Raw genomic sequence first — 12696 nt, forward strand, 5'->3', positions numbered from 1 at the left:
CGAACCCGAGGACTGCCTGATTCCATGAGCCGCACCGTCACCGTTTCCAGCCCCGCCATGCCCAGCCTGCTGGACGCACCAGCCCTGGAGTTCCGAAGCCTGGAAGGCGACGAAGGCCTGGGCCGGCTGTTCCGCTACGCGATCGAACTGCAGACCCCCGACAACGCCTCATTGAGCGACTACGTCACGGCCAACGTCCCCGTCAAGGACCTGGTGGGCAAGGAGTTCTCGGTCGCGATCGAACTCGACGGCATGGGCTTCGGACTCGGTGTGGGCGCAGGCACGCGCGAGATCAATGGCTTCGTCACGAGCGCACGCTTCGTGCGCAGCGAGGAACGCCGCTCGATCTACGAAGTGGTGATCGAGCCCTGGCTGGTCTTGGCGACTCGCACCAGCGACTACAAGATTTTCCAGAACAAGACGCCGCTGGAGATCGTGCGGGAGGTGCTGGCCGACTACGGATTCCCGGTCGATGTCCGGGTGAGCCACAGCTACCCGCAGCGGATCTTCCAGGTGCAGTATGGGGAGCGAGACTTCTCGTTCGTCAGCCGCCTGATGGAAGAGTTCGGAATTTATTACTTCTTCGAACACTCGGGTGGCGCCCACCGCCTGGTGCTGGTCGACGATGCCGGCGCCCACCAGCCCTTCGCGAGCGCCGCCTATCAGACGATCCGCTTCCAGGCCGAACGCGTCAAGATCGACGAGGAGTACTGCCACCACTTCGACGTCACCGACACCCTGGCCTCGGGCGCCTGGGTCACCGATGACTTCGACTTCACCAGGCCCAAGGCCAGGCTGCAGGCGGTGAACAAGATGCCGCGCAAGACCGGCAACAACGCCCAGGAGATGTACCGCTGGCCCGGCGACTACGCCGATCCCGAGGAAGGCCGCACGCTCGCGCGCATCCGCATGGAAGAAGCCGGCGCCGCGGGCAAGCGCGCCAACGGCAGCGGCAACCTGCGCGCGATGGTGCCGGGCTGCACCTTCAGGCTCCAGCACCACCCGCAGGCCAGCAGCAACCGCGAGTGGCTGATCATCGGGGCCACCCTGTCGCTGCATGAATCGGGCGCGGCCTCCGGCCGGGCCAGCTACCGCTGCGAGACCCACTTCTACGTCCAGCCGGCCAACGACACCTACCGCAGCCCGCAGCGCCACCCGAAGCCCCGCACCACGGGCCCGCAGACGGCCATCGTCACCGGCCCGCCCGGCCAGGAGATCTGGACCAACGAATACGGCCAGGTCAAGCTGGGCTTCCACTGGAACCGCTACTGCACGAAGGACCAAAATTCTTCCTGCTGGGTGCGCGTGTCCTACCCGTGGGCGGGCAACGGCTTCGGCAGCATCGCCATCCCGCGCATCGGCCAGGAAGTCATCGTCGACTTCGAGAACGGCGACCCGGACCGCCCGATCGTGAGCGGGCGGGTCTACAACGCGCTGAACATGCCGCCGTGGGCGTTGCCCGCCAACGCCACGCAAAGCGGTGTGCTGACCCGCTCCAGCATGGAGGGCGCCCGCGGCGCGGGACAGAAGAACGGCCCGGGCGACGCCAACGCCCTGCGCTTCGAAGACAAGAAGGGCCAGGAGCAACTCTGGCTGCACGCCCAGAAGGACCAACTGACCGAAGTCGAGCACGACGAAGACAAGTGGGTCGGCAACGACCGGCGCAAGACCATCGAGCGCGACGAGACCAGCGTCATCCATCGCGACCGCACCGAGACGGTGGACCATGACGAGACCATCACCATCCACAACGACCGCCACGAGCGGGTCGATGGCAATGAGGATGTCAGCATCGGCGGCAACCAGGAGCTGACGGTCGAGAAAACCAAGACGGAGACCATTCAAAGATTCTCGATCCAGAACGTCTGGCTTGCGCGCATGGAGAACGTGGGGCTGGCCTACAACCGCAACGTCGGCGCCGCGATGGCCACCACGGTCGGGCTCGGCCGTACGGATATCGTGGGCCTGAGCTGGAGCCAGAGCATCGGGCGGAACTACGAGATCACGGTGGCGGACCAGTACAGCGTGACCTGTGGCAAGGCCAGCTTCCTGATGAACAAGGATGGCCTTGTGGAAATCAAGGGCGACAAGATCCGCGTGAACGGTCAGACCCTGTTGGATGTCACGGGCGGCAAGAGTGGCACGAAGTGGGAAGACGCGGGCATCACGCACGAGACGCCGGGCCGCTCGCGCACGCACGCGGCGCAGCACAGCCTGGTGGGGCCGGCAGCCAGGCCCTCGGCGCTGGCGCCGGCCGAGCAGGACTGCCAGGAGTGCAAGAACGCCGCCCAGACCGGCAGCACCGGCAGCATCAGCTTCGCGCGCGGCACAGAGCGCCTCGCGCACACCGACTTCGTGCTCCAGGCACCGCTGCCGATCACGTGGACGCGGCACTACAACTCAGGGTTCGTCGGCTACGACAGCGCAGGCGAACTCGGCGCACGCTGGGTCACGCCCTACACAGTGGCGCTTCATACCTTGGGCCTCGACAAGGTACGCTACCTCGCCAGCGATGGCCGCACCCGCGACTACCCGCTGCCGGCGGTCGGCGAGGTCCATGTGGACCCGATCGAGGAACTGCTGCTGCGCCGAACGAGTGCGACCGAGGTGGTGATCGAGCGCGGTCCCGACTGGCATGAGGTGTTCGAGTGGGCGCGCTCGTGGTGGCGCCCGATCGCCTACCGCACGCCGCAGGGCAAGCGCATCGAGATGCGCTACAGCGAGGAACGCGAGAGCGCGCAGCCCCAGCACGACATCATCCCGGAGCGGCCCGACGCGCACGGGCTACCCGCGCCGGTCGCGTTGCCCAAGAGCCTGCTAAGCGACGTCCTGAGCTACCAGGGCGAGATGCTGATCGCTCATGCGCAAGTCGAGTTCAAAGACGGTCGCATCGCCTTTGTGTGGGAGGTCCGGGACGGCGAGCGCACGCGCCGGCTGGCGGCCTACCGGTACGACGAGGCCGGTAACCTGGTCCAGGCCCTGGACGAGCACGCCTTGACCCGCGAGGCGCCCCTGGAGGCCGCATGGAGCTACACCTACGGCAACCATCTGCTCACGCGCTACACCGACCGCACGGGCCGGGCGATGAACCTGCAGTGGACCGGCACGGTGGAAGACGCCAAGGCGGGCAAGGCCCGCGCGGTGCGCGAATGGGCCGACGACGGAAGCTTCGACACCCGGCTCGCGTGGTCGGCGACCGGCGCGGCCACCGTCACCGATGCACTCGGCCACGCCACCGTGCACCACGTCGACCGCCTGGGCTACACGCGCCAGATCGATCACCCCGACGGCACCATCGAGCGCCTGGAGCGCGACGCGGCGTACAACGTCACGGCCCACCACCACCCGGATGGGAGCGTCGAGCACTTCAGCTACCAGGCGGGCGCCGATGGGCGCAGCCATCTGGTCGAACATATTCGTGCGGACGGCGGCAAGATCGCCTATGCCTGGGACGCCCAGGGCCGGCTCGCGAGCATCGTCGATCCGCTCGGCGGGCGCTGGAGCCGCACCTATACGGCAGCCGGCCTGCTCGCGACCCAGACCGATGCGCTGGCCCGGGTGACGCGCCATGTCTACGACGACAAGAACCAACTCATCGAGATCATCGACCCCAAGGGCGCCAGCAAGAAGCTGGTTTACACCGCAGACGGCCAACTGGCCAGCTTCACCGACTGCTCGGGCCACACCAGCCGCTGGGCCTACGACGCGCAGGGCCGCCAGCAGGCCGCGACCGATGCGGCGGGGCGCCAGACCGAATACGTCTACGAGCACGGCCAACTGGCCGTCATCGTCCATCCCGACAAGACGCAGACGCGCCTGGAGCGCGATGCCGAGGGCCGCTTGCTGGCGCACATCGATCCGATGGAGCGCAGGACCGAGTACCGCTACAACAAGGCCGGCCTGATCGAGCAGCGTGTCCAGGGCAGCGAGCGGGACCGGCAGATCCTGCGCTATGAGTGGGACAAGCTCGCTCGCCTGTCGGCGCTGGTCAACGAGAACGGCGCGCGCTACGGCTTCAGCTACGACCCGATGGGCCGTCTGGTCGAGGAACGCGACTTCGACCAGCAAGTGACGCGCTACCTGCACAAGCCCCGAGCGGTGCGCCAGCACACGGGCCACTGGTTCGTGCACCACGAGTACGACCCGATGGGGCGCCTGCTGCGCCGAAAGGCCGAAGAGCTGCGCGACTGCGACGATGGCTACCTGCGCCCGATCCCCGACCAGCGGGAACAGATCGAGAGCTTCCAGTACGACCCTGCGGGCCGCCTGGTCGCGGCCAACAACAGCGACGCCCGGCTGCAGTGGTTCTACGACCCGGTGGGCAACGTGGTGCGCGAGCACCAGCACTACGACTTCCTGCGCAAGCCGCCATGCCATGTGTGGCAGCACGAATACGACGAACTGGACCAGCGCATCGCCACCGTGCGCTCGAACGGCAGCCGCCAGCAGTGGCTCACCTACGGCGCGGGCCATGTGCACGGCCTGATGCTCGACGGCGAGGAAATGGTGGGCTTCGAGCGCGACCCATTGCACCGGGAAACCGCACGCATCCAGGGCAATGGCCTGACCCAGCACAGCGCCTATGACCCGGCCGGGCGCTTGAAGCTGCAGCGCTTCGCAGCGACGACCAGCGCCAAGACGCAAGACGGCACGGCGCAAGCCATCAACCTGAATCTGCGCAGCATCACCCGCGAGTACGCCTACGACCCGGGCGGGCAGCTGCAGACGATCAACGACGCGCGCCGTGGGCTGCTGGCCTACCGGTACGACCCGGTGGGCCGATTGGTGGAGGCACGCACCGGCCTGGGGGTTGAAAGCTTCGAGTTCGACCCTGCGGGCAACCTGCTGGGCGAGCCGCAGCGCGTGGCCGAGGACCTGGCGAAGGCGCAGGCCAAGGCCCAGGAGTGGGGCTTGCTGCGCACCGTGCCCACGCCGACGTCCACTCTGATGGACAACCTGCTGCGCAAAGTTGGCGACGCCAGCGTCACGCATGACGAGCGCGGCCAATGGGCCCGAGTCGACCACCCGAGCGAACCCAGCCGGCTCTTCGAGTGGGATGGCTTCGGACGGCTGCGGCGCTTCGAGAACCTGCACGACTCCGAGATGCGCTACTTCTACGACCCGCTGGGTCGTCGCCTGGGCAAGTACAGCCAAGCGATCGTCTACCCGAACTCCAGCCACGGCTCGGGCTGGCGCGCTGCGGAACTCCATCGCATCAACACCGAGCGTGGCTACGGCATGACCACCTTCGGCTGGGATGGCGATGCCCTGGCCTGGGAGCGCAGCGCACGCACGTTGTTTCACTACCTGTATGAACCGGGAGCGAGCTTCGTGCCGATGGTGCAGTTGCGCCGCGAGGCGCAAGGGGATCAATGGGGGCCGCTGCGCAAGGCCTGGTACCAGTGCGATCACCTCGGAACACCGATGGAACTGACCGACGAGAAGGGAAAGATCGTCTGGGAAGGGGACTACAAGGCCTTCGGCCATGCGAAAGCGACGAGCTTCGACGGGTTCATGAACAACATCCGGTTCCAGGGGCAGTACTGGGATGAGGAGTCAGGGCTGCATTACAACCGGTATCGGTATTACGACCCGCAGGCGGGGAGGTACATCTCCAAAGATCCGATCGGATTGGAAGGCGGAGCCAATCAATTCGAGTATCCAGCAAATCCAACGAAAAATATTGACCCACTGGGCCTGGACGAAACAATCTATTCACCGGGAGAAGGGAGGTCCTTCTCCGATGGCCCAAGGAATGGAAACTGGTGCGGTGGAAAATGGAGTGGAGGCAGGGCCGGAGGCGGCATTGGAACTGCCCCGCCAGTGGACAGCCTCGATGCGATTTGCAAAGAGCATGATCTCTGTTATGACCAAGGAACGTCAAAAACCGTCTGCGACTCCACATTGGTCAAAGAGTTGCGGGCACTGGATGATGACCCCAAAAAATGGTCTGCGCCACCGCGAGCTGGAACTGAATTTAGCTCAAAAGGCTATCGAAGGGCTGCAATTGCGATTTTCGATAAATAAAATGGCAATAAATAAATACTTTTTCTTGGCACTTTATGCGGTGGCTGCTGCGGCCACCATTTTCATTGGCAACCATTTGCTCGGCCTTGAAGATGTCTATTTTTTCCCAATCCTTTCTCTAATCGCGACGGTCGCCTTATTTTCTGGAATGGCGCTCATGATTGCCGCTCCAAATAATTTGCTCTTCAAGGCGTCAGTACTTTTAATTTTTTTTATTGGCCAAGCGCGAGCCCTTGAATTTGCCTTGCTGCTGGCTTACATGTCATTCGCAAGCCATTTCGGGAAGTTTGCCCCGTAACTGGCATCAACTTAGAAGGCCGCCTCCTTCGACTTCGCCCTGCTCTGTATGCACGCAAACGGGGCATTGCTTGAAAATTAGAAAATGAGCGCAATCAGCGGACAACAAGCATGACAAAACCGATTGACCAACCCAATGAGTGGAGAATTCTGTTGCTCAAGGTGTTGGAAAGATTGAAAAGAGACGGACAAACTCTCGAGCCCACCATTCGCCATGCCTCGATTGAAGAAGGCAAAGAATTAATTATCAATACGAGCGATATAAAGCCCGGCGATCCGCCCCAAATCACGGTGACGAGCATTGGCATCGTCGTGGCCGACCAGCAGGGCTTGGCCATCCACCGCCTCGACGGCAGCATCACGACTGCCAGTGGCGGCAGTATCGAAACGACCAAGCCCGCCATCAGCCGCATCGAAGTGCACGATCTCCGACTGGTGACGGGCCATGCAATCACGACCGTCCATGAGACCGTTTCCCACCACATTCAGTTTGTGGGCGGCGGCAGCTTCTCCTTCATGATGGACGGCAACGGAAAGGTCCTCGAAACCGTCAATCGGGACATCCACATTCGCAGCGACGGTGAAGGCGTGATCCGCCTTCTTGGCTCCGCGACTGGCGCAGACGACACCGGCCCCGACCCCGACTGACGCGGAGCGCTCCCCCAGCGGTCCCGACGCCGCTCAGGAAGACAGCCTCCGTCTTCGAAAGAACGCTTCCTTGACTACTCCCATCATCCAACTCAAGCCCGAATTTAAGCGCCTGCTGGAAGGCGGCGCCTCCGCCATGACGATCGCAAACGCCGACATGGCTGGAAGCAGCTTCGCGGGCGTTTGGCAAAACCTCAGCTTCACCGGCTGCGACTTTGCCGGCTCCAGGAACATCCAGCTCAGCGCGATGAGCAATTGCCGCTTCGTCAACTGCAACTTTCTGGCGCCTGTGCACGACTTCGGCAAGATGACGAACGTCAGCTTCACGCAGTGCAAGTCGGCGGGCCGCTCGATCTTCGGCGGAGGCGATGGCAGCACGGGCGTGGTGTTCGAACAGTGCACGTTCTCAGGCGGCGCTGCCGCGCCTCAATCCTTCGAGGGCATCGGCTGCACGGGCGAGATCACGTTCCGGGGCTGCACCGGTCAGGGCGAAGTCCTCGTCTCGGGCACGCGGCTGACCGTGGAGAACTGCCAGTTCGGCAGCATGACCTTCGTCGTCGGACGGCCGCGCAAGCGTGGCGCTCCGCTGTCGGCCACCGTGCTGTTCGACGGCTGCCAGGGAACGGGCGTCTGGCGCATGGCCGATGGCCGCATGCAGGACAGCGACATCCGTAACAGCACCTTCGAGGAAATCACCTATGACGGCATGGAAGGCGGCAGCGAGTGACGGGCCAAGGCGCGACTTTCGGTCGCCCTTGCGTATGCATGAGGGCACGCGCACGCCGACCCTTGGCGCGGTGCTGACGACGATCCAGCACAGGCGGTAGCGCCGGCACACACCAGGCACAGAGACACTGCAATCCAGCGCCATCGGTTCCCCGAAAGTCGCTGGCCCATACCAGTTGGATCTGGCGCGGATTGGCCGCGGACACGCTCGCCCTGATCGAGGCCTGCGACGCCAGGCGGTCGCCGCCCAAGGCGTCGTCGACGCGGTCCGAGCAGCAGAGGAGAATCGGCTGTGGGCATGCTCCCGGGTTCAGCGAAAGCCGACACGACGTGCCAGCGCTCGAGAGAGGCACGGCCGGGCCCTCGACGGCTCGTCCCGAGGCATCCACTGCGGCTGCTCGAGCGCGTTACAGTCGCCGCATTCCGCGTTGCTTTGAGGAACCATGAACCCGCTTCGAATTCTCGGCCTCATCCTGATCTTCGCCGGCATCCTGTCGCTCGCGCTGGGCCATGTCAGCTTCACCAAGTCGACCCACCAGATCAAGATCGGACCGGTCGAGCTGGCGGTCAAGGAGAAGCAGGACATCGAGCTGCCGGTCTGGGCCGGCATCGGCGCGATCGTGGTGGGTGGGGTGCTGGTGGTGCTGGGCGGACGCAAACGCTGACCTCACCCGAAATCCCGCTCGTGCAACGCGATGGCGCGCCCATGCGGCGTGCGATCCGCCGCCCGGTCCCAGGCCTGCCGGTAGCGTTCGAGTTCTGCCGTCGAGCTTGCGCCCTTGGTGGCGACCAGCGTTTCCAATGCGGCCAGCCAATGGCGGTAATACGTGTCACCCAGGTCGGCGTCGCCGGCAGCCTGGGCCGCAGCGATCTGCCGCGCCAGCGCCTCGGCCCATTCCGGCCAGGTGAACAGGCCGCGCTGGTGCAGCGAAACGGCCAAGGCGAAGGCATGCGCCTCCCAGGGCTCGCGGAACACCGGTTCGGCGCCGTCGTCGTGCGGCATGCCGGGCAGCAAGGGGATGGCTGCGTTCATGCGGCCGGCTCGAGGTAGCTTTCCCAGGCGTCGACCGAGACGCTGAGCCCGGGCTCGGCGCTCTCGCCCCACAACGCCACGCCGTCGAAGACGACCGTGTAGAGCCATTGCGGCTGTTCGCCCAGCCCTTGTGCATGCGTGTCGGCGAACACGTGCATGCCGTGCAGGTGCTCGATGACTCCGACCTTGCCCTGCACGTAGCCGGGCAGGCGGGTGTGGTGCTCGACAGCGCCGCTGCGGGTGCGCACGCGCTCGCCGCGCGCGAAGCGAGCCGGTACGGTGGCGGGGCGCTCGGTGGCCGTGCCCCGGGCGAGGGCGGCCGGCACGTCGGCGACCTGCAGCACGCGCTTGACCGGTTGCGGTGCGTGCAGCATCCGGCCTGCCGCGAGTTCGTCGGGCAGCAACTGCAGGCGCTCGGCCATCAGTTTTTCGAGCGCCGCGAGCCAGATCTGGTAGTAGCTCAACTGGGCGTAGGCGGGCAGGGTCTCGCGCGCGCTGCGGCTGGCATCGATGTTCCACGAGCCGGTGCCGCCCATCGCCAGGGTCAGGGCCAGCGCGCGCGCCTCCCATCGGGCGTGGAAAGGCTCGCCCTCGGGCTCGCGGACGATCTGGCCGGGCAGGTCCCGGCCGCCGAGATCGGCGTGGGAGACGTAGCTCATGGCGCGGCCTCCGGCGTGCGGGCCAGCCCGGTGCCGATCATCGAATCCCGCGTCACGAGGTCGGCCAGGGCTTGCTCGCTCCACCCTTCGGTGCCGGCCGGGCGCTGCGGGATCACGAGGTAGCGCACCTCGGCGGTGGAGTCCCAGACACGGATCGCGGTCGATGCGGGCAGCTTCACGTCGAATTCGGCCAGCACGCCGCGCGGATCCTTGACGGCCCGCGAGCGGTAGGGCGCGCTCTTGTACCAGGTGGGCGGCAGGCCCAGCACCGGCCACGGATAGCAGCTGCACAAGGTGCACACGACCATGTGGTGCTGGCTGTCGGTGTTGGCGACCGCGACCATGTGCTCGCCCTGGCGGCCGCTGTAGCCGAGCGAGGCGATCGCCGCGGTGGCGTCCTTCAGCAGCCAGTCGCGGAAGGCCGGGTCGACCCAGGCCCGCGCCACCACGCGGGCGCCGTTGCGCGGACCGATCCGGGTCTGGTACGTGTCGATCAGGGCGTCGAGCGCGGCCGGGTCGATGTAGCCCTTCTGCGTGAGCACGGTCTCGAGCGCGCGCACCCGCAGGTCCATCTCGCCGAGTTCGCTGTGGTCGTCGGAATGCGCGTGGTCATGTTCGTGATCGTGTGCCATGCCCGCATGCTAGCGCGCGGCCTGTCGCTGCAACAAGCCTTGCGCGTCCGCATTCAGGCCAGGAAGCGCTCGACCAGCTTGACCCAGTAGCTCGCGCCGATCGGCAGGATCGCGTCGTTGAAGTCATACCCGGGGTTGTGCACCATGCAGCCGCCCGCGCCTTCGCCATTGCCGATCGTGAAGTAGCAGCCAGGCTTCTGCTCGAGCATGTAGGCGAAGTCCTCGCTGCCGGTCAGTGGCTTCATGTCGGCGATCAGGCAGTCGGTACCGAAATGGTCGACCGCCACCTGGCGCGCGAAATCGGTCATCGCGGGCTCGTTCTGCAGCGGTGGGTAGCCCCACTGGTAGTCGACCTCGGCGGTCGCGCCGAGCGCCTCGGCCTGGGTCGCCACGAGCCGGGTGATGCGCTCGCGCAGCAGTGCGCGCACCTGAGGGCTGAAGGCCCGCACCGTGAGCCGCATCTCGGCCGTCTCCGCGATCACGTTGGGCGCGTTGCCCGCATGGACCGCGCCGACGCTGATGATCGCCATCTCGCGCGGATCGACATTGCGCGAGACGATGGTCTGCAGCGCGACCACGATGTAAGACGCCACCACCACGGCGTCGACCGTGCCGGCCGGCATCGCCCCATGGCCGCCGACGCCCTTGACCTTGATGGTCACGGCGTCGGAAGAGGCCATGAAGCCACCGGCGAGGAAGCCGAAGCTGCCGACCGCAAAGCCCGGCATGTTGTGGAAGGCAAAGACCGCATCGCATGGAAACTTGTCGAACAGGCCGTCTTCCATCATCTTGCGGGCGCCCGCGAAGCCTTCCTCGGCGGGCTGGAAGATCAGGTTCAGCGTGCCATTGAAGCTGCCGTGCTGCGCCAGGTGGCGCGCAGCGGCCAGCAAGGTGGCGGTGTGGCCATCGTGGCCGCAGGCATGCATCTTTCCGGCAATCTTGCTGGCATAGGGCAGGCCGGTCGATTCGTGGATCGGCAGCGCGTCCATGTCGGCGCGCACGCCGATCGACTTGCCGCCCTTGCCCTTCTCGAGCGTGGCGACCACGCCGGTGCCGCCCAGGCCGCGGTGGGTGGAATAGCCCCAGGCCGCGAGCTTCTCGGCGATCAGATCGCTGGTCGCGAACTCCTCGTAGGCCAGCTCCGGATGGGCGTGGATGCGGTGCCGCAGCACCAGCATCTCGGGCAGATTTTCGGCAATGCCGGGCAGGACCGTGTCGTCGATTTCCATGGTGTCGTTCTCCCTTCGGGTTGAAAAAATCAGTCCTCGAGCACGTGGTCGCGCGTTTCCGGCAGCGCCGCCATGGCGAGGACCGTGATCACGCTGGTGCCGGTCACGTACCAGGCCGGCGCGGCGGAATTGCCCGTGACCTCGATCAGCCAGGTGATGACGAACTGCGTGGTGCCGCCGAACAGCGAGACCCCGATCGCGTAGGCGATCGACAGGCCGGTCGCGCGGATGCCGCGGGGCAGCAGTTCGGGAATGGCCACGATCGAAGCGCCGCCGCTGATGGCGGTCAGCGCGGCCAGCAAGGCCGTCACAGCGAGCAGCAGCGGGACGCTCGGATGGTCGATCAGCAGCAGGAACAGCGGCACCGTGATCACGGCCGTGGCGATCCGCGGCCACAGCATCATCGGCTTGCGGCCGTAGCGGTCGGACAGCCAGCCGCCGACCAGCGAGAACACCAGCGTGGCGAGGCCGACCGTGACGGTGGCGACCATCGCGGTCGCGGGCGGGAACTTCAGCGTCGTGATCGCGTAGGTGGTCATGTAGGCGCCGACATAGGTCGACACCGTGCCGCCCAGCACCACCAGCACCGCCAGGGTGAGGATGCGCTTGTGGCGGGCGAGCCCCTGGAGGCCGACGTTCTCGGATTTCTGCGCGGCATCGTGCAAGGTCTCGGGCATGGCGCGGCGCAGGTAGAGCGCGACCGGCAGCAGCAGCAGCCCGACCACGAAAGGCGCGCGCCAGCCCCAGGCCTGGACCTGGTCGGGCGACAGCGTGCCGATGACCAGCACGCCGAACAGGCCGGCCACCAGCGTGGCGATGCCCTGGCTGGCGAGTTGCCAACTGGCGTAGAGCGCGCGCTTGTGCTGCGGCGCGGCCTCGATCAGGAAAGCCGTTGCGGGGCCGACTTCACCGCCGAGCGCCAGGCCCTGGATCAGCCGGCAGACCACGACGATGACTGGCGCCGCCATGCCGATGCTGGCGTAGGAGGGCGTCACCGCCAGGCCCAACGTGCCGAGGGTGATCAGCGCGATGGTCAGCAGCATCGCCGGCTTGCGGCCGGCGCGGTCGGCGAAGGCGCCGATCAGGATGCCGCCCAGCGGCCGCGCCACGAAGCCCACGCCGAACACCGCCACCGAGAGCAGCAGGCTGCCCATCGGCGTCGCGGCAGGGAAGAAGGCGCGCCCGATGTAGACCGCGAAGAAGGCGTAGGTGACGAAGTCGTAGAACTCGAGCGCATTGCCCGCCACGCTGGCGGCGATGACCTGCTTCGGGACGCGGAGCGGCTGCGTATCGGTCGCTGGGACGGCCTTCGGATCGGCGGGGGAGATGGCGATGGAACTCATGATGTGGTCTTTCGCTGGGTGGGGTGAAGGACGGGCAGGGGAAATCGGTCGAAGCGCCGGCGCATGGACGCGGCGATCGAGAACGAGTCGGCCGACCGGCCG

The 12696-nt window shown here is 66.1% G+C and carries 10 protein-coding genes; 5 read left to right on the forward strand and 5 right to left on the reverse strand.

Features of this window, described 5'->3' with window-relative positions; translation table 11 throughout:
- Window positions 1-24: 24 nt before the first annotated feature.
- From tssI to AC1DYD_RS05225, 5 genes are all read left to right on the forward strand, one after another.
- Window positions 25-6027, forward strand: coding sequence for a type VI secretion system tip protein TssI/VgrG (gene tssI, locus AC1DYD_RS05205; RefSeq protein ID WP_478171670.1), 6003 nt, complete (start codon window positions 25-27; stop codon window positions 6025-6027).
- 1 nt (window position 6028) lies between these two features.
- The gene (locus AC1DYD_RS05210; protein WP_478171671.1) at window positions 6029-6325 is read left to right on the forward strand and encodes a hypothetical protein; all 297 of its coding nucleotides are present in this window, start codon (window positions 6029-6031) and stop codon (window positions 6323-6325) included.
- Window positions 6326-6435: 110 nt separating this feature from the next.
- Window positions 6436-6972, forward strand: a complete 537-nt coding sequence (locus tag AC1DYD_RS05215; protein ID WP_478171672.1) for a hypothetical protein — start codon at window positions 6436-6438, stop codon at window positions 6970-6972.
- A 70-nt stretch (window positions 6973-7042) separates the two neighbouring features.
- Window positions 7043-7699, forward strand: a complete 657-nt coding sequence (locus AC1DYD_RS05220; protein ID WP_478171673.1) for a hypothetical protein — start codon at window positions 7043-7045, stop codon at window positions 7697-7699.
- A 442-nt stretch (window positions 7700-8141) separates the two neighbouring features.
- The gene (locus tag AC1DYD_RS05225; protein WP_478171674.1) at window positions 8142-8363 is read left to right on the forward strand and encodes a hypothetical protein; all 222 of its coding nucleotides are present in this window, start codon (window positions 8142-8144) and stop codon (window positions 8361-8363) included.
- A 2-nt stretch (window positions 8364-8365) separates the two neighbouring features.
- On the opposite strand, the gene AC1DYD_RS05230 is transcribed toward AC1DYD_RS05225, so the two are convergent.
- From AC1DYD_RS05230 to AC1DYD_RS05250, 5 genes are read right to left on the reverse strand one after another with little or no spacing between them, the layout of a single operon-like run.
- On the reverse strand, window positions 8366-8731 hold the full coding sequence (locus AC1DYD_RS05230; protein WP_478171675.1) for a nitrile hydratase accessory protein: 366 nt from the start codon (window positions 8729-8731) through the stop codon (window positions 8366-8368).
- A complete protein-coding gene (gene nthB / locus AC1DYD_RS05235; RefSeq protein WP_478171676.1) occupies window positions 8728-9390 on the reverse strand; it encodes a nitrile hydratase subunit beta in 663 nt (220 codons plus the stop codon). The genes AC1DYD_RS05230 and nthB overlap by 4 nt, the downstream gene beginning before the upstream one ends.
- Window positions 9387-10022: a nitrile hydratase subunit alpha gene (gene nthA / locus AC1DYD_RS05240; RefSeq protein WP_478171677.1), complete on the reverse strand. Its 636-nt coding sequence runs from the start codon at window positions 10020-10022 to the stop codon at window positions 9387-9389. Before nthA ends, nthB begins: the two co-directional genes overlap by 4 nt.
- A gap of 53 nt (window positions 10023-10075) precedes the next feature.
- Window positions 10076-11245 carry a M20 aminoacylase family protein gene (locus AC1DYD_RS05245; RefSeq protein ID WP_478171748.1) on the reverse strand — a complete coding sequence of 390 codons (1170 nt, stop codon included), beginning with the start codon at window positions 11243-11245 and terminating at the stop codon, window positions 10076-10078.
- 35 nt (window positions 11246-11280) lie between these two features.
- Complete coding sequence (locus AC1DYD_RS05250; RefSeq protein WP_478171678.1) at window positions 11281-12594, reverse strand: MFS transporter; 1314 nt, start codon at window positions 12592-12594, stop codon at window positions 11281-11283.
- Between the last annotated feature and the right edge of the window lie 102 nt (window positions 12595-12696).

This window comes from Variovorax sp. P4_B11 (assembly GCF_056402355.1).

Bases quoted from the DNA above. Each gene is read 5' to 3' on its own strand.
- AC1DYD_RS05230 (WP_478171675.1), bottom strand. From the start codon at position 8,731: ATGAACGCAGCCATCCCCTTGCTGCCCGGCATGCCGCACGACGACGGC.
- nthA (WP_478171677.1), bottom strand. From the start codon at position 10,022: ATGGCACACGATCACGAACATGACCACGCGCATTCCGACGACCACAGC.
- AC1DYD_RS05225 (WP_478171674.1), top strand. From the start codon at position 8,142: ATGAACCCGCTTCGAATTCTCGGCCTCATCCTGATCTTCGCCGGCATC.
- AC1DYD_RS05250 (WP_478171678.1), bottom strand. From the start codon at position 12,594: ATGAGTTCCATCGCCATCTCCCCCGCCGATCCGAAGGCCGTCCCAGCG.
- AC1DYD_RS05210 (WP_478171671.1), top strand. From the start codon at position 6,029: ATGGCAATAAATAAATACTTTTTCTTGGCACTTTATGCGGTGGCTGCT.
- nthB (WP_478171676.1), bottom strand. From the start codon at position 9,390: ATGAGCTACGTCTCCCACGCCGATCTCGGCGGCCGGGACCTGCCCGGC.
- AC1DYD_RS05215 (WP_478171672.1), top strand. From the start codon at position 6,436: ATGACAAAACCGATTGACCAACCCAATGAGTGGAGAATTCTGTTGCTC.
- tssI (WP_478171670.1), top strand. From the start codon at position 25: ATGAGCCGCACCGTCACCGTTTCCAGCCCCGCCATGCCCAGCCTGCTG.